Here is a 21,090-nt window from a genome sequence, read left to right as displayed (position 1 = left end):
ACCTCATCGTGTAAAGGGAGCTTGCCGTGATCGTCGCCGTTGTCCTCCTCGCTGCCGCGCTCGTCATCGTCGTCGCGCTGATGACGGCCGCCGGCGCGGCCACGCTCGCCCGCATGGACGGCGCCACCTACCCCACCGCCCTCACCCGCGCCGCCACCGCCTTCGCCGCGGTCATCACCCTCGCTGCCGCTGTGACCGCGGCCATCGCCGCTCTGCTGACCTAGTCGAGCCGAGCCGCTCTCGGGCAGGCCCGGCGCACCGACACCGTCCGGATCCGCGGCCCCCACCTGGCCGTCCTGCTCGATGCCGTCCGCGAGGACCTCGGCACCCCGGGCAGCACGGCGGCACAGGGGCTGTACGAGGTACTTCAGGAGATCCGTTCGTCCGTGCTGACCGTGCAGGGCACAGCCTGAGGCGACCGTCGCCCGGCGGGAAGCACTCTGCCGATTCCATGATCGTCACTACCAACTGTCTACCGCTCACGGCAGGATGAGAGACGTGAACGAAGCATGGGGGGCGGTCGTTGCTGCGGTGGCTGCGGGTGTGTTCGGCATCATCGGCATCCTGGCCGGCATTGTGGTCGGCCGTCGACAAACCGCCGACCAAGCCACCGTCGAACATGGCCAGTGGCTCCGCGGGCAGCGGCAGGAAGCCTTCGTCGCGTACCTGGACGCCTGGGATCGGGTGCTGGACGCTTTGAAACAGGTGGCGGAGGACATCGACGAACATACGCATCCCGGGCGGTTTCACCCGGAAATGTACGAGGAGGAGCTGGCTGAATACGTCACCCAGCTGGTCTGGGGTATCTATGAACCGAGTCTGAAGCTGCGGGAGCAGCTCATGTTGCTCGCTCCGCAAGCCGTCGAGCCACTGGCCGACGAAGCGGGTACGGCCTTGTTCGTAGTGCAGAATCGGCTGAAGCAGTGGGCCCTGTGTGCAGGCTCCGAGGACGCGATCCGAATTGGCAACGCCAACTACGAGACGGCGTTGACCCGTGCGAAGACCGCTCGCCGAGCACTGTTCACGGCCGCGCGAGCCACACTGCTGACACCTCCGAGCCCGAAGCGTCCCTGACCGCCTCTGCGTCGTGCCAAATGCTACGGGTGGGTCGAGCGGGGAACTTTGATAACCGGTGGCCGTCTGCTGGGGGTGAGAACGGGCATGCTGGAGAACTCCCGGGACGTGCTGGTCCCATAGCTCTAACGTCGGTGCATGAAGCAGGAGTTGAGAGTGGCGGCCTACGCCGTGTGTGCGCGAGACGGGGCGATACTCCTCGCACGCCTGACATTGAGGGACGGCAGCAAACGCTGGACGCTCCCCGGCGGGGGTATGGACCACGGCGAGGACCCGTACGACACCGTGATCAGGGAGGTCGAGGAGGAGACCGGGTACGCGACCGAGCCGGTGGCGCTGCTCGGTGTCGACTCGCAGCGGCACACCTATCCGCGCCGTCTCGGCGCCACCGCCGACTTCCAGAGCCTGCGGATCGTCTACGAGGCCCGGGTCACCGGCGGCGAGTTGCGCCACGAAACGGACGGCTCCACCGACATGGCGGCCTGGCACCCGTTGAAGCAGGTACCCGCACTGGAGCGGGTGGGCCTCGTCGACGTCGGACTCACGCTCTGGCGGGAGCGGCCGGCGGTCGGCCGCGTCCCGGGGATCTCCGAGCCACCCCCAGCACCCCTGCCCGGCAGGGCGGACAGAGAGTGACCCCTCTCGCCTTTGCTTGGGGAGCGCAGCATCTGTAGGAGGTCTCCGGGAGATCCGCGGCGCTTTCGTGACCGGGGTGCACACCACCTGACGGCCCGCAGCCGGCCCGAGGGTGCTCACCGCGATCCGGCCGCCGACGGTCACGTGATCGTGGACATCGACGGCGTGCTGGTCCTTACGTACTCCGAGAAGCAGGACGCCACCGCGACCTGGAAGAAGACCTTCGGCCATCATCCGCTCGTTGCGTTCGTCGACCACGGCCGGGCCGGGTCCGGAGAGTCGGTGGCCGCCCTGCTGCGGCCCGGCAACGCTGGCTCCAACACCGCGAGCGATCACATCACCACCACCCAGCTCGCCCTGGCCCAACTCCCCAAACACCTGCGGCGGGGCCGGCAGACACTGATCCGCACGGACTCCGCCGGCGGCACTCATGTCTTCCTCGACTGGCTTTCCCGCCGGGGCCCGCATCGCCCTGCTCTTCCTGGGCTGTATGGCGCTATGGGCCGGATCCTTCGTCGGCGCCCTCGAACTGGCTGACGCCATGCACCTGACCGACTCCGGCGCCGCAGGCGCACGGGTCGGCGGAGTCCTGACCGGGTTCGCCGCCGCCGGGTGCCTCATGGTCGCCGTCCGGCACTACATCGCACCCACCCGAGCCTGACCTGCACAGCGACGACCACGGCGCCCGAAGCCGTTAGAGGTGGCTTCGGGCGCCGCTCGCGACTGTAGCGGCATCCCTGGCACGGCCGCATGCAGTTCCGTACCGGAGATCCAGAACAGGCCCAAGTCCAGGTCCGGTTGCCGAAAACCATGGTCAGCCCCGCCCAGCCGATGAACTCCCGGGCGGGGCACTGGCGGTTCGAGTGGGCGTCTACCGCATGGCCGCGTAGTCCTGCGGCGCCTTGCGGAGGATCTCGAGCATCCGGTCTTCGGTCAGTTTCCGGAACGCCACCGCGGAGGAACTCGCGATCTTCCGGAACAGGATGTCGGCAGGGATCAGTGGCAAGTCGGCGAAGAGCGGGTGATGCTCGGCTCCGGTGCCCTCGCTGAACTCACGGTGCAGCAACCACACCGCCTCGGCGAACATGGGGTAGCTGGTCTCGTGTTTGCCCCACAGGCACCGCAGTGTGTCGCCGCCGAAATCCCGGTTGATGAATCCCCAGACGTACGCCATCTCGGCTGTCTTGTCCGGGTGCTTGTCGTCGTTCAAGTACCGGACCCACTCATTCAGGATGTCCCAGCGCAGCGCGCTGACGATCACCCCGGTTGGTGCCTCGCTCAGTCGTAAGTCGGTTGCGAGCTCATCCTCGAAGGTCATCTGGCGACCGTAGCGACAAGCATCGTCGTCCCGCCACAGCGCCCACGCCCAACGTCCCCGAACCGCCCGCGGATCGCATCGCCCCTCGCTACCGGCCCACCCTGGTCGACCCCTACCGCGACCACCTGCGCCGGCGCCGGGCCGACAATCCGGCCGTCCCCGTCACGCACCTCCTGCACGAGATCAGGGAGCTGGGCTACATCGGCAGCGCCAACCTGCTGGTCCGCTACCTCAACCAGGGCCGCGCCGAAGGCGACCGCCCCGTGACAACCCCCCGCCGCGTCGCCCGGCTCCTGCTCACCCACCCCGAGCACCTGTGGACCAAGGACACCGACTTGCTCGGCCTCCTCACCGCGGCCTGCCCGGAGATGACCGCACTCGCCCGACTCACCGGCGAGTTCGCCGCGCTCCTGACCCCGGCCCAGGCCAACAACGACAAGCTCACCCAGTGGATCACCACAGTCCGCACCGCTGGCCTGCCCCACCTGCACAGCTTCTGCAACGGCCTCGAACTCGACTGCGCCGCCGTGAACGCCGGCCTCACCCTGCCCCACCACAACGGCCGGACTGAAGGCGTCAACACCCGGACCAAGAAGATCATGCGGCAGATGCACGGCCGAGCAGGATTCGACCTCCTCCGCCACCGCATCCTCCTGCAATAGGGAGAACGCACCGTCACCACCGACTACGGAACAGAGCCGCTCGTTTGACAGGCCCGGGTGGGGGACTGGGTCGGGAGGTGGCGGGCCCAGCATCCAGGGGAGGGCGGGCTTGTAGCACACAGGCCATCACAAGGAAGGGAACATATGTTTCATTTTTGGGGTAGTGAGTACGGTACGGGCGTCGGATGGTTGGATGCCGGTATCCGGTGGTGCGGCGGTTCGTTGGGGTTACAGCGGGCCGCGGCTGCGCCGTCGGAGATGAGGCTCGGTTCGAGGGGATGGAGGGCCGACCGGTGAGTGATCGCAGTTCGATCGAGTGGACCGAGGCGACGTGGAACCCGACCACGGGATGCGACCGCGTCTCCGAAGGGTGCGACAACTGCTATGCGCTGACGCTGGCGAAGCGGCTGAAGGCGATGGGGTCGCCGAAGTATCAGGCCGACGGTGACGCGCGAACTTCCGGGCCCGGGTTCGGGCTGACGGTGCATCCGGACGCGCTGCGCGTGCCGTACGGGTGGAAGAGCCCGCGCACCGTCTTTGTGAATTCCATGAGCGACTTGTTCCACGCGCGGGTGCCGCTCGACTACGTGCGTCGTGTCTTCGATGTGATCGCGGAGACTCCGCAGCACACTTACCAGGTGCTCACCAAGCGGGCACGACGTCTGCGCCAGGTCGCGGACCGGCTGGAGTGGCCGGATAACCTGTGGATGGGGGTGTCGGTCGAGTCCGTCAAGGAGTTGCCGCGCGTCGACGACCTGCGGCAGGTTCCGGCCGCGGTCCGCTTCTTGTCCTGCGAGCCGCTGCTCGGGCGGCTGGACGGCCTGGACCTGGCAGACGTGCACTGGGTGATCGCCGGCGGCGAGTCCGGCCCCCGCTTCAGGCCGGTGGAAGAGGAGTGGATTACCCACATCCGGGAGACCTGCCAGGACGCTGGCGTCGCGTTCTTCTTCAAACAGTGGGGCGGGCGTACACCGAAGGCCTCCGGCCGCCTGCTGGAGGGCCGTACGTGGGATGAGATGCCGCTGCCAGTCGCAGTGTGATCCTGCGCCGGGTCGTCGGTGGCGGCCTGGCGCAGGTTCAGGCCGTCGGCGGCTGCACGATCAGCTCGCGGGTCTTGTCGCCGCCGATGCCCGTACTGGGTGTCTTGCCCTCACTGTGCAGGTACTTGACCGCTTTGCGGGCCGCGGGTTCGGTGACCTGTCCGTAGTACTGCCCGAACAGTTCCAGCGTGTGATCGACAAGTTTGACGGCGCGGCCGCTCTGCAGCAGCCGCTCCAGGTTGGCCGCGATGATCGGAACCGCTTCCTTCTCCACCACGGACGGGTCCGGGCGCAGGATCGATGTCGTGGAGAACAGAGCGTCCGGTTCCTCCTGCTCTTCCTGCAGCTCCAGTGTCTTCCACCATTCGCTCCGGGCACGGGCGACCGCGTCGCCGAACACCCACAGGCCATACGGGCTGCGAGTGGCGAAGACGAGATAGTAGACCGGCTTCCACGTGGGATGTTTGGCCACCGGAACGAAGTGGACGAACATGCCGGTGCGCTGTTTGAGGCGACGGGCGTACTCGGCAGCCACGGCCTCTGCCGCGTCCTCTTCGGCGCTTCCGCCAGTGAAGTACTCCCGCCACCAGCGGCCCCCGCAGACTGCGTCGAAGCGCTCCAGGCTTTTCTCGTTGCCCTTGGGAGAGCGGACGTGGCCTCCCAGGCGGCGCACCGCCATCATGCTGAAGTTCATCAGCAGCTCGGTCGCCGGACGTCGCTGCGGCCGACGCTGTGCCAGTACGTCGACAAGCCGGTCCATGGGCAGGCACAGCCCGCACGGATCCAGGAAAAGGAACAGGGGCACGCCCATGGCACGCTGCACCACGTCGTCCAGGACGTCGTTGACCTCGCCGTGGTGCGCGCGGGCGTCAACCCCGCGGGCCTGGTAGCCGCGCAGGACCTGCTGCAATCGCACGAACGACCTGGCCTGCTGTTCCACGAAGAAGCACGACAGGTTCAGTCCGCGTGATCGGTAGTAGGAGGCGACTTGCAGCGCGATCTCTGCCGAGCCCGGTTCGCCGTTCTCGTATCGGCCTTCGCCGGCGTAGCCGTCCAGGTACACCACACGCCGGTCCTGAGCCTGTGTGCCCGTCATGCCGCCGAAGGGCGGAATGTAGCGGCGCAGCAGGTCGTGCTTGAACACGCTGGGCAGCGCCTTGCCTTGCCAGTAGGTCCCGCCCGTCCCTGTCGACATGATCCCCCACCCTGTTACCAGTCAACTACCTGCCGTAACGCATAGTGAGTCACCGGCCCACGCTCGGCAAGAGGCCCATCACGCCAGACGCCTGACGTACGCGGCGCCGCCGGGCGCTCGCACGTGACTTGAGAGGCCAAGGGGGTAGGGCTCGGTTCCGCCCCTACCCCCTACGAGAGGAGCGCGCGTAGGTCGGAGCTGCCGAGAGCAGCTTGACGCATGTGCACTCTGGGCATGGCCTAGCGCTGAGGCGGGGCGACGAGCTTGGCCTCGCAGACGTTGCACAGGGGGCTTGAGTGTCGCTCCGCGGTGGCGGGGCCGTAGCGCTGCGTCTTGGCTCTGTTCTGTAAACCGGAGTCCGGCTTTTGGTGCCCAGCCGGGGTAGGTGCACGCGCACATCTGCGTGAGGGCCAGGGCGAAGCCGTCGGGGACGCCTTCCAGGCCTTCGAGCTCCCGGGCCACGCCGCAGTGCGGGGCGTGGTCAACGGGGCGGAACTCGTCCACGGCGGCGTGGGGTGCGAGGCGGGCGGCGATGGCGACCAGGCGTTCGAGGTAGACCGGCCCGCTGTCGCGGCGCAGCGCCCGCCACAACTCCCAACCCTCCTCGTAGGCCGCCGCGGTGGGATAGGCGTAGCGATGGGGGCCCTCGGTGTGCTCGGCCGGCTCCTGGAGCGTGTAGGGGCGCGTCGAGTCGGTGTGGGCGGGGTCGTAGCCCCACATGATGTGGCAGTCCGGCCCGTGCAGGCGGCAGACGCGCGAGGCGCTGAAGTAGACGTTGCACTGCGGCACGGTCATCTCCTCGGCTCGCCGGTGGATGGAGGAGCGCGCCCGCCGGGACCTGGTGCCCCGACCTCCGCTAGGCAGTTTTCAGGCCTGGCGGCGCGCTCCGTCGCCACATAGACGGAGTAAGACGGCCAGGCGTTACAGGTTGCGCAACCCTTACTCTTCGCAGCACAGCAACGAGCCAGGGGGCGGCGTGAGCAGCAGTACGGGGAAGCAGACGCTCGGCACGATCGCGGTGGCGGTCATCAGCGGTGTTCTGACCAATGCGGTATGGGAGATGCCGTGGGCGCACTGGTCGCAGACCACGCCCGGCAGGTGGATCAGCGGTCTTGCCCTCGGTGCGGCCGTGGCCGTGCTGCTGTTCTTCATGAGCGACAGCCTGAGCGACCGGGCTGACACGTTGCAGGACCGAAACAGGCCGGGCGCTGCCAGGGCGGTGCTGGGCCTCATGGCGCTGAACGGCCTGTTCCTCGGCCTCGGCGGACTCCTTGCCGTGCGCTACGTCATCACCCGCTGACGGATGCGGCTAGGCCTGCTCGCCGCGGACCTTGCGGCGTACCGGGTCCAGGTCGGCGACGGGGATCTGGCCCTGCAGCGGGAGGCCTGCCGCGCGCCACGCCTGTTGCGCTCGGTTCTCGTCGCTTCCGGCGTCGCCGACGAGGAGCTGTCGGGCGACGTCGTTGGACAGCGTGCCCTCCCCCTGGTCGAGGAGGCGGACGACGACGTGCACGTTGTGGAACTGGCTGCCCGCCTTGGGCTCGTTGGTGCGGTAGACGAGCACTCAGCGGCTTATCAGGGCCTAGGACCGTGTCCTATGTGGTGAGTCGGCGGTAGCAGATGAGGGTGCAGGCGATGGCGGCGAAGGCGAGGAAGTGTTCGGCTTTGCGTTCGTAGCGGCGATGGAGTCGGCGGCAGCCTGCGAGCCAGGCCACGGACCGCTCTACGACCCAGTGGTGGCGGCCCAGGCGCGTGGAAGACTCGATGCCTCGTCGGGCGGGACGGTGTTGTCACAGCCTCCCGCTGTGCCTCCCCGACCTTCCAAGCGCGCAGTCGTCCCTGCCGAAGCGACGCTCGCCGACTTCCCGTATCTCGCCGCGCAGCTGCATCCCGACGAAGGCCCGGCGGCGAGCATTTCCGCTCGAGGCCGGCAGCCCTGCAGGTGGCGTTGCGGGAAGGCTGACGACCACGTCTGGGAGGCGCCTGCCTACCGGCGAGCCGCCGCCGGTGCAGGCTGCCCGTTCTGCGCCGGAAAGTACCCTTCCAAGACCAACAGCCTGGCTGCGCTCTGCCCGGACGTTGCCGCCGAGCTTGACCTCGATGCCCCTGCCACGGCAGGCCTGACCGCCGACCGGATCGTTGCTGGATCGCACCGCAAGGTCGGCTGGTGCTGCTCGACCTGCGATCACCGCTGGGTGGCCAGCGTCGGGCCGCGCACCGACAGGCGTAAGGCAGGGTGCCCCAACTGCGCCGGCCGCGTACTCACATCGACCACGAGCCTCGCCGACGTGCGCCCTGACATCGCCGCCCAGTGGCACCCCACCCGCAACGGCGAAACGCGGCCCCAAGACGTCATGCCCGGCAGTGCAACGAAGTTCTGGTGGAAGTGCCCGGCAGGCGGTGATCACGAGTGGGCAGCCAGCCCGAGCGCCCGCACCCGCGCGAAGAACCCCACAGGATGCCCGTGCTGCGCCGGGTATCAGCTCTCCGCCACAAACAGCCTGGCCTCCCTCTACCCGGACGTCGCCGCGCAACTGTGCCCCGAGCGAAACGATGGCCTGCTCCCGGACCTGGTGCTGGCCGGCACAGCGCAGGTCCTGTGGTGGCGCTGCACCGGGGGGCCGGACCACGTGTGGGAAGCGTCCGTCGTAGCCAGAACAAAAGGCGGCACCGGCTGCCCCTACTGCGCGAACCGCCGGACGTCCCAGACGAACACTCTCGCGCTCCTTCCGGAACTGGTTGCGCAGTTCGACTTCGCCAAGAACGCGCCGCACACACCGCAGTCACTGCACCAGTCCGCCCGCCAGAAGGTGCACCAGCGGTGCCCGATGGGCCCCGACCACCGCTGGTGCACGACCGTCGCCAGCCGGGCCCGGACCGGTCACGGCTGTCCCTTCTGCCTGAACCAGCGCGTGTCGGTCACCAACAGCCTCGCCACCCTGTTCCCTCAGATCGCCGGAGAGCTGGACCCCGCCCTCAACGGAGGCCGCACAGCGCACCACTACGTCGCGACCTCGAGCACGACGGCGACCTGGCGTTGCGCGTTCGGACACACCTGGACCGTCCCAGTCGTCGCTCGGACCCGGGCCGCGGCGAACGGGGGCGGAGGGTGCCCCGACTGCTATCCCACGCGAGCCTCGCTACGCCAGCTCGCGCTCGCATCGGCCCTCGCCCAGGCGCTTCCGGGCCTGATGATCGACTCCCGCCCCGCACGGGTCCGCGGGCTCGACGGCCGGACCCGCGAACCGGACATCACCATCCCCGCGCTGCGCCTGGCCCTCGAATACGACGGGTCCTTCTACCACCGCGGCCGCGACACACACGACGCCGCCAAGTCGCAGGCGCTGCGCGCTGTCGGCTGGCAAGTCGTCCGACTCCGGGAAACGCCACTTGTCCCGACACACGACCACGACCTGGTCGTGCCGGTCCTGCCTGCCGCCCAGGCGGACACCCTCATCCCCGAGCTGCTCACGCACCTCCTCACAGTCCTCGACGCGCCCAGTCGCGCCCTGCTGGCCGCCGAGATCAACGCAGCCCGGACCGTGGAACGGCCGGCGTGGCAGTGGACCAGCCCGCCCCCGCGATTCGAGGAGCGACTGCAGGCCCTTCGCACGTTCGCGGGACGGGAAGGGCACGGCCATCCCACCAGCACCCATTGGGAGGGCGACTGCGCGCTGGGCGGGTGGGTCATGGAACAGCGGCGCCTGTACCGCGCCGGGAAGCTTCCCCCAGTGCAGATCCAGCTACTCGAAGCGGTACCCGGGTGGGTATGGGACTGGAGCGCGTTTCGCTGGCAGATGTTCACCGATGCCCTGGATTCGTTCGTCGCCCGAACCGGCCATGCCCGCGCCCCGTACGGACACATTGAGGACGGGTACCCGCTCGGGGCCAAAGTCGCTTCTATCCGTGCCGAACATCAGCAGGGAAAGGTTCCGGCTACCCGGGTCGCGGAACTCGAAGCGCGCCCGGGGTGGAAGTGGCGGCCGGAGCGGACCGAACAAGCTGCCGAGCACGTCGACTTGCAGCTCTTCTGACAACATCTGCGCGAGCGCACCCCCTTTGATGAGCGGGCGCGTACACAGCGCCGAACCTTGTTGGCCGGCTGACAGAGCGGCCGAGGTGATCGGGGCAGCGCGAGCAAGCAACAGTTCAGCCCCTGTCACCTATGCCCGGCAGCTCCGCAAGCAACTGACCGACCCGGATCCGGTGGTGCATGTCCTGCCCACTCGGCCCCGGCCGCCCGCCTGCGGCTGAGTACGTTCCGTCCGGCGGTGCTTCACGCTGCGACGCCGAGTTCCTTGCGGGGCCGGTGGATGAAGTCGCGGACGGACGGCTCGCACTGCCACGGGGCGAGGGTCGTGTTGAACTCGCGGACGTAGTCCAAGCAGGGCGAAGCTCGCCAAGTAGTGACCCGATCAGGTCGCCTGACCGGGTCGCTTGGATAGGTCAACATCTGTCCCATATGGCCTCTAGTCTGCGGTTTATGCAGCAACACGAGGACGGCGTCGAGATCCTTGTCCCCGCGAGCCCGGCCGAGCTGGAGGCGTGGCTCGAAGAGCATCACGGGGAGAAAGCCGCGCTCTGGGTGAAGATCGCCAAGAAGCATACCGGCATCCCGTCGCTCACCTGGGAAGAGATGGTCGACACGGTGCTCTGCTTTGGCTGGATCGACGGTCAGCGGCGAGGCTTCGACGACTCGTACTTTCTGCAGCGCACGACACCCCGCCGCCCCCGCTCCGCCTGGTCGCAGGTGAACGTCGACAAGGCCGAGGCCCTGATCGCGGCAGGCCGGATGCGCCCCCGCGGCCTGGCCGAGGTCGAGGCGGCGCGGGCGGACGGCCGCTGGGAGACGGCATACGCCTCGCAGAAGAACGCCACCGCACCACCGGATCTCGTCGAAGCCCTCGACGCGAACCCTGCAGCGCGGGTGTTCTACGACATGCTCGGCAAGTCCGACCAGTTCACCCTCTACCTCGGTCTGGTCACCGCCCGTACCGAGAAGACGCGGCTGGCCCGCTTGGAGCGGATGGTGGCGTCGATGGCAAGGTCCGAGCGGCCATCATGATCGACCGCTCGGTCAACGCGCAGATCAAGGGCATCAAGGCCCGCGGAGGTTCATAGGGAACCCCAAGAAGGCTCGGCGACGGCTCCCGCACGCTGGTGACGACCGGCACCGGATACGGCGCTGCCCTGGCCGGCCACCGGCTCAGCGCCGAGCTGGTGGCGAGTGTGGACGTCGACCCCTACCTCGTGGAGGCCGCGGCCGGCCGGCTGGCCGTCATCGGACTGCACCCGCACACTTCTGTCTGCGATCTCACCCAGGCGCCCCTTCCCGGCCGGTTCGACCGCATCGTCTCCACCGTGTCGGTCCGGCCCGTCCCCGCCGTCTGGCTTCACGCGCTGCGCCCCGGCGGGCGGCTGGTCACCACCATCACCGGCACCGGGCTGATCCTCGTCGCCGACAAGACACCGGACGGTGGCGCCCGCGGGCACATCGCCTATGACGGGGCCTCGTTCATGAGCACCCGTCACGGCGACGACTACGACGACACCACCCCGGCGGCCGCGATGTGGGAGACGGCGGACGGCGACGGCGACGACGTGATGATCAGCCGGTATCCACTGCTGTACGTGCCGGACTCCTGGGCGGTGCGCTCGATGCTGGAACTTGCGGCCCCCGGGATCGAACAACGTACCCAGCGCGGCGGCAACGGAGAACGCACCGTCTGGATGGCGCACCCCGACGGCGCCTGGGCACGGGCCTGCGCGGACGGCCCACGCCAGTCACCGATGGTCCACCAGGGCGGCCCGCGCCGTCTGTGGGACATGCTGGAGGAGATCCGCGACCGCCTCAACACCGCGGGCGAACTGCCCGTCTACGGCGCCGCAGTCACGATCACCCCCGACGGCGAGACCACGCTCTCCCGCGGCCGGTGGTCAGCCACCCTGTGACGACGTTCGACGTCGCCCAGCCCGCGACCCCGATCGAGGCTCCTGCCAGCCCTGACCTCGGCCCGGCGGGTCACGCTGCGCCGACTCATCGTCCGGGCCCTGGAAGCCGAGTCGAACCGGAAAGTGCGCACGGCCCAGGGGCTGTTACTCACTTTCGGGTGACGGCCAGCTGTCCGGTGGGGTGGCGGTACCTGGCGGATAGTGCGTGAGGGCCAACTGCGGCAAGGCTGCTGAGAGCGGGCGCGCGTCAACTTCGTACACCGGCGGAATGGATGGCTGTTGCAGTCAAGTGTCACGGCGGTGCGGTTGATCGGTAACGCACCCCGGATGGCGTTCACATCCCGACGAGTCGGCGGGCATGGTGTGAATCCGCGGCCGGCCGGCCGCCACCCGCACACCGCACAACCCGGCACCCACCAGGGCGTTTTGAGGCTGTGCCCGCACAATGCAGGGGGATTCCTGTGACCGTATCCACGTCTGCCCGTCGTCTGACCGCCGCCGCGCTGACCACTGCTGCCATCACCGCCGCGATCGCGGTCCCGGCATCCGCCGCCGCCCCCCGGCCGCACCGCCAGGCGGTGGAGATCAGCCAGGTGCAGTACGACTCCCCGGGCCGTGACGACCGCTCCAACCGCTCCCTGAACCAGGAATGGGTGGAGATCACCAACAACACCCGCCGCAGCGTGAACCTGGACGGCTGGACCCTCTCCGACGCGGACGGCCACACCTACACCTTCGACCACTACCGCCTGGGCGGCCGCTCAACCGTCCGCGTCCACACCGGCATCGGCCGCGACAGCCGCACCGACCTGTTCCAGGACCGCCGCGCCTACGTGTGGAACAACGACCGCGACACCGCGACCCTGCGCAACGACCACGGCCGCTTCATCGACGACGCCTCCTGGGGCCGCCGCCACTTCCACCACTGACCCGACTTGACCCGGTCCCGCCTGCCCCCGGTCCTGTTCCTGGCCGGGGGCAGGCGGAGACCAGGGCGAAATATGCGTCTCTCTGTGCCAGCGTCCGTTCCTCAGCATCACCGGAGGGACGGACGCTGCACTGTGTTCGCCAGCAGTGTTCGCTGGCGTACTTACCCTCGCCTGCGCCGTCATCGCGACCCTGTCCGCAGCGATCCGGTGAGCACCAGGCCACGGGGCGCACACGCGCGGACCCTTTTTTGCGGGTCCGTCGTCGGCGCGGTACGTCAGTCGGCAATCTCTTGAGCCGGGGTCGTCTTCGGCCGGACGGCAGTCAGGATCAGGTCGCGGACGGGCGGCGCCAGCACCCCCGGCATCTCCAAGACCGGCCACTGACAGCCGGGCACCAGCCCGTCGAGCACGACGTACATCTGACACTGGAACAGCAACAGCAGCGTCGAGAGGGCAGCGCCGGAAGGTGTCCAGCGGCGCTCGCGCAAGGTCTCCAGGACAGACACCCCCGACGGCAGCCCCCTCCCGGTCAGCCACATGGTGACGGCTTCCGCGGGCTGGCCGGCATCCAGTTCGGCCTCGACCCGCTCACACAGGTCCAGGGCCCACTCACGCACCTGCTGGGCCGTGCGCCAGCCGGCGCGGAGGTCTTCCTGCGAGGCGGTGTCGGCCAGACCGCGCAACCGGTCGCGGGCGTCGCCTTCGGCGAGGAAGGAGAGCGAGCCGTCGTCGGCCGTCACCAGGTCCGCGGCTTCCGGGGCGTCCTGCTGGGTGGTCTCGACGAGCGAGGCGAACGGATGAGCCGTCATGCCCGGGTTCATCCCGCGCAGCAGGTCCCCGATCTCCTGCACGGACATGGTGCCGCCGAGGACGGCGGTCACGGCGGCCAGCGACGCGTCGGACGGAGTCATCGGCGTGGGTTCGGTGTTCTTGTCCAGCTCGGCCAGTTCTTCGGGGAGTTCGCCCAGGATGCGGGCGATGCGCTCGTCGATACGCCTGGCCCGGGCGGGAACGAGGACGAAGGTCTGGCCGGCCTCGGCAAGGCGGCTCGCGACATGGTCCACGTGATCTTCCAGGTCCAGATCATCGCCCAGGCTGTCGTCCTCGCCAGGCAGGGCGACGGAGTCCACCGCTGCGCGGAAGGCGGCCCGCACCGTCGTCTCCGGCACCGGGTGCCCGTCGGCGAACAGGAGCAGCGCCAGGTCGGTGGGCCGTTTGCCCCGGCCGGCGCGGCGGGCGAGGGCGAGGACCAGGTCGAAGCTCTCGGTCGGCGGGGTGGATGTGCTGCCCCGGCCGCGGCCGAGGCCTCCGCCGGGGATGTTGCCCGGGAGCAGTCCGGCACGACGCCAGACTTCGAGCTGCTTGGCCGTGATGGTGAGGCTGTGACGTGCCGCGTGGTCGATGAGCTGCTGGTCGGCCGAGCTGGGACCGTCGTTGGAAGGCATGACGCGAAGCTAGCGATGCCCGCATCGGCGGCAGGTCGGTTTTGGAGACCCCCCACCTTTGTCCGGTCGCTCTGCTATCCGTCCTCTGGAATGGCAGTCACACGGCATACGGACGGCATACCGACGCCGTGGCGGTTCCGCCACTGTTGAAGCCATCCGGCCCGCTGCCCGCACAGCGCGCCCGACCCTGGGCGCTTCCACGCCGTGCCCGATCCGCAAAGGACTCAACGATGACGACGGACACGGACGCATCCCGTCCTCAGGACCGCAGCCTCCGGGAACTGCGCCTGGTGCTCCTCCTGCTCACCCTGCTGGTGGGGCTGCTCATCACCACGGCGGCCGTCTACGTGGCCCGTGTGCACCCGGGTCTCGCGCAGCCTCTGGGGGTAGGAGCCGCCGTCATGAGCGCGCTCGCCGCTATCGCTGGTGTCGTCACCCGCGCCATCCGTAGGTGATCGTCTCTGGTTCGACCGGCAGACTGGCGCCGGACGGGCCGCGGGTGCTGGACTTCGGCATCGCCCACACCCTGGACGGCACCTCGGTCACCCGGACCGGCGCTGCGCCGCACCCCTTCGTATCGACGCAAGCTGCGGCGACCGGAGCGACACTGAGACGCTCTGATTGGCTGGCGACCTGCGCGACGACGACTTTGAGGACCGCTTCATCGACGACATCATCGGCGAAGGCACCGACGGCTGGGCGTTCAGCGGCGACTCCTACGCTGTTGAGCTCAGGTGACCTGCCCCGGGGCAGCCGGTGCGGGACGTCTCCCGGTCCCGGAGCAGTGCGGCGATGGCGGCCGGCACCGCGATGAGTACCCAGTTGATCACCGCCATGACCACGGCCGTCCCTGTGTCCCAGAGGCGACCGGATCAGCCGGAGTTGTAGCCCCACCGGGCCCGGCCGTCGCTGCCCATGAAGCACTTCGCGGGTCGCCCGTCGGCGGTGGTCGCGATGGCGCCCACGGGAGAGCAGTACCCCCCGAACTGGATGCCGGGCTGACTTCCCGTGCCACCGGTGGTTCCGCCCGAGGTCCCGGAAGAGCCTCCACTGGACCCACCGCTGCTGGAGCCGCCGCCTGACGTGCCACCTCCTGTAGCGGAGCCGCTCGTTCCCCCGATGCGCGGCTTCGGTTCAGGCTTCGGCTTGGGTTTGGGTTTGGGCTTCGGCTTCGGAGTGGGCTTCGGACTGGGTTTGGTGCAGGAGTCACCCTGGCTGATCAACCAGAGGTCGGCCGAGGTCGACAGCAACACCTCGTGGCCGGCTTCCGGCTCCTGGCGGCACACCTGCCAGTCGTCCACGTCCTGAGCGCCGTCGTCCAGGCGCTCACCCGTGTGGGCGTGCAAGGCGGTCGTGTGCGCAAGCCCGAGGTCGTCCAGGGCGCGTGAGGCATCGTCGAACCGCTCGCCAACTATGTCCGGCATGATCACCCGTCGTGGGGCGAGCAGTCGCGACGGGCACGCTTCCTTCTCGGGGACCGCGTAGAGCTTCAGCGCGCTCACGGACGGGCGAACCGTCTCATCGTGGGAGGGCGTCTGGAAGCAGACTCGCCAGCCGGGCGCCCCGTCGGCCACCGGCCGCAGGGACGAGGAGGCATCGGCGGCCGACACCGTCATCCAGGACTGGCGTCGTGCGTCCGCGACGGCCGTGGTGAGAGCCGCTCCCGCGAAGTCCGGCACCGCCACGGAGCGGTCTTCAGTACCCGCGCGGGCGGGTGTCTCGTGTCCCGCGCCCCAGGCGGCGAAGATCAGCGTCGCCGCGACCACGGAGGCGAGGACGGGGCGTCTGCGGACCCATGCGGACAAACGGGCCCTGCCGCGGGGGCGTGCGGAGGAGTCGGCGGGCAGGACTTCCCCGGCCGCCGCGGCCAGGCGCGGATCACCGGCAGGGGAGCCGGATCTCGCCTTTCGGGTCCCTTGCAAGAGCGTGCAGGAACCGTCGATCCGCGATCCCCACAGGGTGATCCGTCGTCCGTCCACGGACACGTCCACGCGTGAGGCGTCCACGCGTGAGGAGTCTTCGTACGCGGGGCGCAAAATCACCAGGGGCCTCGCGACCCGCGAGGGCGCCACCCCCCCCGATGCTCAGGAGAATGAGCGCCTTCTCGGTGAGCGCCGCGTACCCCAGTCCGTGGTAGTAGAGGGCCAGCACCCGCTCCCTGGGCCGAAGCGTACGGTGCAGAGCCTGTGCCATGTGGAACGGAGGGAGGACGACCTCGCGTGTGGCCACAATGGCGGTGCGCGGGTCACTACGCAGCAGCCACTGCGCATCGAATGGGGACATACGGGGAGAATAGTGGCTGTCGATCTTCGGTCGTGGTCCGCTTCCCGAACTGATGTACGACCGTGACCTGCACAGATGATGTCTCCCCGGGGTCGTTGGCGCAACCGTCGCGGCGAGCGCTGATCCTACGGAGGGCAGCTGGCGCTGCCAGCCGGCCCAGGGTGACGGGAGCGGCGCCGCCTCCCTCGACGAAACCCCGGGCAGACGAACGCGACCTACGTCAACGCGTCTTCGCGCTCCACGTGCCCGAGCCCCGAGTGCGCGGAACCGGTGAGATCGAGCGGTTCCGGAAGGTGCGCACCGGCCCCCGCTGCCGGGGCCGCCAGCTCCAGCTGCGCCTCGGTCGGCGGGCGCACAACGCTTGGCGCCGAACCCGTGACGCCGGTGTCCGATGAGGGCGGAGATGCCTCATGCTCTCCGCTCCTCGCATCCTCGGCGTAACCGTCGCTGCCCTAGCCCTTGCTGGCGGTGGCTTCACCGCTGGCCGCCTCACTGCCCCAGACTCCAGCTCTAGCGCGTCCCAATGCTCGGAGCCTCGGAAGCTGTACCGGAAGTATGTCGACGCCATCACCCCAGAGCAGGACGTGGCGGAGAAGCGGACCAGCGGTCGAATGCTCGCCAACGCAATCCTGCAGAACCCCGACTGCTTCAGCAGCGAGAGCCGGGCGTTCGCGCAGACGACCCTCGACACGATCGAGCAGGGCGTGCAGCAGGACTCGATCGAGGGCCTCAAGGAGTGTGTCGACAGCGCCACCGACGACTACTCCTGGAACGACTGCTGACGCGTACCGGCACGGTCAGGCTCTGCGCACACTGCCGTCAGCTGATAGTCGGCCCCCACGGGACAGCCGGGCGCCGCTGCAGGGCGGCGTCGATGTCCGGTGCCAGCCGCCATTGCGTCCGAGGAGTCAGGTCCGGTGGTGCAGGGGATCGCGGAAACGCCGTCAGCAGCAGGTCGGCCACAAGGCCCCCCGCTGAAGCACCGGACCGGATCGGCGTCCGGCCGGCTCCCCAGCCGAGGCCATCGTCCGTGCCCACTCCGGCGACGGCGCCGGGCCGGGCCGAGGGATGAGCCACCACTACGGGAGCCTCTCAGCTTGAAGGCCCGGGACCGGGCAAGGGGCTTGAGCCTCCAGCGCGCGCACCGGCAGGTGGAACCGATGCGCGCTGCATTGCCCAACATCTCGACCGTCCGTCGCGTCACGGCCGCATTGGGCATACTCCTGGTCATGAGCTTCCCGCCCCGCACCCGCCTATGGGCGGCGATGGCACTGTTGACCGTGTGCGCGATAGCCGGGGGAGCCTGTGCGGGCTTCCTCCTCGGCGGCTGGTGGGTTGCGCAGGCGGGTGCGCTGGCGGGCGCGGTCACGGTCGTGTTGAGCGCGAGGATCACGATCTGGCTGTGCCACCTGCAGTCGCAGGATGCCTGGAAGAGCATCGTGGTGGGCGACGGGCGAGCGGAAGGGGCCGCAGAGATGGCCCTCTGGGGGGCCATCTTGTACGAGGCCGCAGCGTTCCCGCTGGCTCCCGGCGGCGTGAGCACCCAGGAGCGACGATCCCGGCGCACGATCGCCTACCGGATGGCCGCCTACGACGACCTGCCGCGCCCCGTGCAAGTGGCGGCAGCCGAAGCACTCGACGTCATCGACCAGGGCCAGGACAGGAAACAAGCACAGGCCGCAGTCACAGCGCTGAGTCACGCGGTCCGTGAATGCCGCGCGGGCTACGTCCACATCCGCGATGACCAGACGTCCTGACCTACGACGCGCAAGCTGGGGCCGAGGCCGGGACGACCGTCATCGTTGCCCGGTCGGGACCGGACCACCACCAGACAGCACGGGGGCCAGCCGTGGGGACGCGGCCGGCCCCCGTGCTGCCTGCACCTGAGAGCTACCGGTACCAGTACTTGACGCCCCGGTGGTGCGAGCAGGTGCCGCGGGCGTGGGCGCTGTAGGACCAGGTGCCGTCTTTGCATTTTGCCGTTGCCCCGCGCGGGTGCGGCGAGTTGGCCTTGCAGACGCCTGTGGTGTGCCGGGCGCACGTCGCCGCTGCCGCGTCGGTCGCCACCGCGACCGGGGCAACAAGTGCGGCCGAAAGTACGGCCGCCGCGACTGCGCTCCGGAATGTGGTCAGCATCAGAGCTTCCCCCTCCTGTGGATTCGGAGAGGCGATCATGGACCGGACGGTCGGGAAGAGGCGGCCGGCCGGGTGTGCGGTCACCGGGCTGTGACGGTTGTGGCCCGGCCGTTGCCGCACGTTCGAGTCGCGCGTACGTATGCGCGAACTGTACGGATGGTGAGCACGCGCTGGCCGATGGGCGCGTGAGAGGGTTGCGGTTCCGACCGACGTGGGTTGGGGTGTTCTTGCCTGTGGGGGGCGTCGTTGTCTGCGCGTGTTCATCCATCACGGCCTGGTGATCCGGGCCGGATCGGCCCGTACCGGGTCATCGGCCGGCTGGGTTCGGGCGGTATGGGAACGGTCCATGCGGCCCTGGATCCCGGCGGTCGGCGGGTGGCGGTGAAGGTCGTCCACCCGGCGCAGGCCGGCGACGAGGAGTTCCGGGCCCGGTTCAAGCGGGAGGTCGAGCTGTCCCGGCGGGTCACGGGGCCCTGTCTGGTGCCGCTGCTCGCCGCAGACCCCGGCGCAGCCGATCCCTGGCTGGCCACCGAGTACGTGCCCGGCCTGACCCTCGGCGAGCACATCGCCGTGCACGGCCCGCTCTCCGGAGCCCGGCTGTACGCGCTGGCGGTCGGGACGGCGGCCGCGCTGGCGGCGGTCCACGCGGCCGGGGTGGTGCACCGTGATGTGAAGCCGGGGAACGTCATCTTGGCCCCGGACGGGCCGCGGGTGCTGGACTTCGGCATCGCCCACGCCCTGGACGGAACCTCGGTCACCCGGACCGGCGTGATGACCGGCACCGCAGGGTGGATCAGTCCTGAGGGCTATCGCACCGGCGTCGCGGGGCCGGCCGGGGACGTCTTCGCCTGGGGAGCGCTGATCGCCTACGCCGCCACCGGACGCCTCCCGTTCGGCAGCGGCGCCCCGGACGCGGTCGCGGCCCGGGTGATGTCCGCCGACCCCGACCTCGCCGGGATCCCCGACGACCTCCTGGCCCTGGTGACGTCCGCACTGGCCAAAACCCCGGAAGAGCGGCCCACGGCCGCCGCGCTGGCCGGACAGTGCACGGCGCTGCTCGCCTCCCAGACCACTCAGGTCCTGCAGCCAGGGGCCGAGGCGCCGACGCTGGCGGGTGATCTGGTGGCGGCCGGTTGGGAGGGCCTGCCGTCGGCAGAGGATGATCCGGCCTGGACCCTGGCCCGGCGCCGGTTTGCCCGCCGCCGCACCTGGCTCGTGGCCGCGGCCGCCGTCACTGGGTTCGTCGTGGCCGCAGCCAGCACGTACCTGATCGCCGATCAGATCCGGGACGGGCAGCGGGGCAGCACGCGGGCCGGTGCGGGCACTACGGCCTCCCCGGGCCAACGATCTAGCGCCGTGACTGCCTCCCCGGCCGCAGGCGTTCCGGAAGGAAGGCCAGAGACGAAGACCCCGGCGACCGAGTCCGCCACGTGCCTGCCGGTCACCTACAAGCTGCCCACGGGTCCGGCGTCCTGCGAGTCCAAGAAGGACATCTGCGCGATCGGAGCCCCGTACTACATCATGGACATCAACCGTCTGTGCGGCGGCCCGCCCACCCTGCAGCGGGTCAACATCATCTCCGAGCCGTCCACCGGCGGAGACCCAAGCGTCTTCTACTGCGTGGCCTGGACCGGCAGCGCCAGCGACACCACCCGCGACGGCGTCCTCCTGATGAACGCCCCTGGCGTCCAGTGCGGCGCCGACCTGGTGAACCCCGCCGGCACCGGGGATGCACCGGGGGAGTACACCGTCTTCTACGACACCGAGCAGGACTGCACACCCCTGCACCCGGGAACGCGCCAGACCTACCCGGCCGTCCTGGACTACAGCGGCGTCGGCGACCAGGAGGCCCCCACGTACGTCTGTCTCAGCGAACATCTCGGCGCCTGACACTCCTGCACCTGTCACCCAGCTGGGCCTTCCCCGGCGGGTGATCACCTCAGCGAAGCCGTAACAGCTGGTCTCGGCAGCGGTTGTCCAGGCATGACTCGACACCAACGCATGTCCTCCTGGGCTGCTGCGACCGCGCTCGTCCTCGCTGGCGTGCTGGCGGCGCCGCCAGCTTCAGCGGCTTCGTCTCAGCACGCGTCGGCCCGGGCAGTGTGTGCGACGAAGTACCGGGTGACGGGACGGGCGGTCGCAGTGCGGCGGCCGGCATGGAACGACGGCCCGGTGGCCAAGCCGAACAGCCCGATCGACCACTACGTCCACCGCGGCGACGTCGTCCTGTCGTGCGTCGAGGCGATCGCACGGACCCAGAGCGGCCCGGCGTACCGCAAGTGCGGTCGCACCGGCTCGGTCTGGCGCGTGGTGCACGGCGGGTTCCCTATCAAGTTCTTCTGTTCTGTCTCCCAGCGACTATTGACCCACTGGAAGGACGAGCTCTGGCTGGGCATGGCCGCGGATGATGGCATCGGCCC

At 69.4% G+C, this 21,090-nt stretch carries 19 protein-coding genes and 3 pseudogenes; 15 read left to right on the top strand and 7 right to left on the bottom strand.

What is annotated here, in order from left to right:
- Nucleotides 1-26: 26 nt before the first annotated feature.
- The 4 genes and pseudogenes from OG788_RS07890 to OG788_RS07875 all read left to right on the top strand — a co-directional run.
- Nucleotides 27-224: a hypothetical protein gene (locus OG788_RS07890; protein ID WP_406369725.1), complete on the top strand. Its 198-nt coding sequence runs from the start codon at nucleotides 27-29 to the stop codon at nucleotides 222-224.
- Nucleotides 225-498: 274 nt separating this feature from the next.
- The gene (locus tag OG788_RS07885) at nucleotides 499-1,074 is read left to right on the top strand and encodes a hypothetical protein (protein ID WP_406369723.1); all 576 of its coding nucleotides are present in this window, start codon (nucleotides 499-501) and stop codon (nucleotides 1,072-1,074) included.
- Nucleotides 1,075-1,212: 138 nt separating this feature from the next.
- Nucleotides 1,213-1,710, top strand: coding sequence for an NUDIX hydrolase (locus OG788_RS07880; RefSeq protein WP_406369721.1), 498 nt, complete (start codon nucleotides 1,213-1,215; stop codon nucleotides 1,708-1,710).
- A 138-nt stretch (nucleotides 1,711-1,848) separates the two neighbouring features.
- Nucleotides 1,849-2,172, top strand: a pseudogene (locus OG788_RS07875) (transposase); the annotation flags it as partial.
- Between the two features lie 409 nt (nucleotides 2,173-2,581).
- Here OG788_RS07875 and OG788_RS07870 read toward each other — a convergent pair.
- Nucleotides 2,582-3,028: a hypothetical protein gene (locus OG788_RS07870; protein WP_406369719.1), complete on the bottom strand. Its 447-nt coding sequence runs from the start codon at nucleotides 3,026-3,028 to the stop codon at nucleotides 2,582-2,584.
- Nucleotides 3,029-3,081: 53 nt separating this feature from the next.
- Here OG788_RS07870 and OG788_RS07865 point away from each other — a divergent pair.
- A pseudogene (locus tag OG788_RS07865) lies at nucleotides 3,082-3,690 on the top strand (transposase); the annotation flags it as partial.
- Nucleotides 3,691-3,983: 293 nt separating this feature from the next.
- Nucleotides 3,984-4,730 carry a DUF5131 family protein gene (locus OG788_RS07860; protein WP_406369717.1) on the top strand — a complete coding sequence of 249 codons (747 nt, stop codon included), beginning with the start codon at nucleotides 3,984-3,986 and terminating at the stop codon, nucleotides 4,728-4,730.
- A 37-nt stretch (nucleotides 4,731-4,767) separates the two neighbouring features.
- Here the strand turns inward: OG788_RS07860 and tcmP are convergent, their stop codons facing one another.
- On the bottom strand, nucleotides 4,768-5,925 hold the full coding sequence (gene tcmP, locus OG788_RS07855; protein WP_406369715.1) for a three-Cys-motif partner protein TcmP: 1,158 nt from the start codon (nucleotides 5,923-5,925) through the stop codon (nucleotides 4,768-4,770).
- Between the two features lie 976 nt (nucleotides 5,926-6,901).
- Between tcmP and OG788_RS07850 the strand changes: the two genes are divergently transcribed.
- On the top strand, nucleotides 6,902-7,225 hold the full coding sequence (locus OG788_RS07850) for a hypothetical protein (RefSeq protein ID WP_406369713.1): 324 nt from the start codon (nucleotides 6,902-6,904) through the stop codon (nucleotides 7,223-7,225).
- A gap of 9 nt (nucleotides 7,226-7,234) precedes the next feature.
- On the opposite strand, the gene OG788_RS07845 is transcribed toward OG788_RS07850, so the two are convergent.
- Nucleotides 7,235-7,489 (bottom strand): hypothetical protein, encoded by a 255-nt coding sequence (locus OG788_RS07845; protein WP_406369712.1) that lies wholly within the window; start codon nucleotides 7,487-7,489, stop codon nucleotides 7,235-7,237.
- 31 nt (nucleotides 7,490-7,520) lie between these two features.
- Nucleotides 7,521-7,709, bottom strand: a pseudogene (locus OG788_RS07840) (transposase); the annotation flags it as partial.
- Between OG788_RS07840 and OG788_RS07835 the strand changes: the two are divergent.
- From OG788_RS07835 to OG788_RS07820, 4 genes are all read left to right on the top strand, one after another.
- Nucleotides 7,659-9,959 carry a zinc-ribbon domain-containing protein gene (locus OG788_RS07835; RefSeq protein WP_406376702.1) on the top strand — a complete coding sequence of 767 codons (2,301 nt, stop codon included), beginning with the start codon at nucleotides 7,659-7,661 and terminating at the stop codon, nucleotides 9,957-9,959. The pseudogene OG788_RS07840 and the gene OG788_RS07835 sit on opposite strands and share 51 nt — an antisense overlap.
- 449 nt (nucleotides 9,960-10,408) lie before the next feature.
- Nucleotides 10,409-10,990, top strand: a complete 582-nt coding sequence (locus OG788_RS07830; protein WP_406369710.1) for a YdeI family protein — start codon at nucleotides 10,409-10,411, stop codon at nucleotides 10,988-10,990.
- Between the two features lie 92 nt (nucleotides 10,991-11,082).
- The gene (locus OG788_RS07825; protein ID WP_406376701.1) at nucleotides 11,083-11,877 is read left to right on the top strand and encodes a hypothetical protein; all 795 of its coding nucleotides are present in this window, start codon (nucleotides 11,083-11,085) and stop codon (nucleotides 11,875-11,877) included.
- 455 nt (nucleotides 11,878-12,332) lie between these two features.
- Complete coding sequence (locus tag OG788_RS07820; protein WP_406376700.1) at nucleotides 12,333-12,806, top strand: lamin tail domain-containing protein; 474 nt, start codon at nucleotides 12,333-12,335, stop codon at nucleotides 12,804-12,806.
- A gap of 275 nt (nucleotides 12,807-13,081) precedes the next feature.
- Here OG788_RS07820 and OG788_RS07815 read toward each other — a convergent pair whose 3' ends face one another.
- Nucleotides 13,082-14,251: a hypothetical protein gene (locus tag OG788_RS07815; RefSeq protein ID WP_406369708.1), complete on the bottom strand. Its 1,170-nt coding sequence runs from the start codon at nucleotides 14,249-14,251 to the stop codon at nucleotides 13,082-13,084.
- A 230-nt stretch (nucleotides 14,252-14,481) separates the two neighbouring features.
- Between OG788_RS07815 and OG788_RS07810 the strand changes: the two genes are divergently transcribed.
- A complete protein-coding gene (locus OG788_RS07810; RefSeq protein ID WP_406369706.1) occupies nucleotides 14,482-14,706 on the top strand; it encodes a hypothetical protein in 225 nt (74 codons plus the stop codon).
- A gap of 417 nt (nucleotides 14,707-15,123) precedes the next feature.
- Here OG788_RS07810 and OG788_RS07805 read toward each other — a convergent pair whose 3' ends face one another.
- Nucleotides 15,124-16,257, bottom strand: a complete 1,134-nt coding sequence (locus OG788_RS07805) for a hypothetical protein (RefSeq protein WP_406369704.1) — start codon at nucleotides 16,255-16,257, stop codon at nucleotides 15,124-15,126.
- Between the two features lie 888 nt (nucleotides 16,258-17,145).
- On the opposite strand from OG788_RS07805, the gene OG788_RS07800 reads away from it, so the two are divergent.
- Nucleotides 17,146-17,316 (top strand): hypothetical protein, encoded by a 171-nt coding sequence (locus OG788_RS07800; protein WP_406369702.1) that lies wholly within the window; start codon nucleotides 17,146-17,148, stop codon nucleotides 17,314-17,316.
- A gap of 378 nt (nucleotides 17,317-17,694) precedes the next feature.
- Nucleotides 17,695-18,291 (top strand): hypothetical protein, encoded by a 597-nt coding sequence (locus OG788_RS07795; protein WP_406369701.1) that lies wholly within the window; start codon nucleotides 17,695-17,697, stop codon nucleotides 18,289-18,291.
- Nucleotides 18,292-18,424: 133 nt separating this feature from the next.
- On the opposite strand, the gene OG788_RS07790 is transcribed toward OG788_RS07795, so the two are convergent.
- Nucleotides 18,425-18,670 (bottom strand): DUF3761 domain-containing protein, encoded by a 246-nt coding sequence (locus tag OG788_RS07790; RefSeq protein ID WP_406376699.1) that lies wholly within the window; start codon nucleotides 18,668-18,670, stop codon nucleotides 18,425-18,427.
- Nucleotides 18,671-19,003: 333 nt separating this feature from the next.
- On the opposite strand from OG788_RS07790, the gene OG788_RS07785 reads away from it, so the two are divergent.
- Nucleotides 19,004-20,560, top strand: coding sequence for a serine/threonine protein kinase (locus OG788_RS07785; protein ID WP_406369699.1), 1,557 nt, complete (start codon nucleotides 19,004-19,006; stop codon nucleotides 20,558-20,560).
- Nucleotides 20,561-21,090 lie beyond the last annotated feature (530 nt).

Source organism: Streptomyces sp. NBC_00647 (genome assembly GCF_045207245.1).
In the GTDB taxonomy this organism is placed as follows: domain Bacteria; phylum Actinomycetota; class Actinomycetes; order Streptomycetales; family Streptomycetaceae; genus Streptomyces.
Note: the sequence above shows the minus strand (reverse complement) of the source record. Positions and strands in the feature narration are given on the sequence as shown.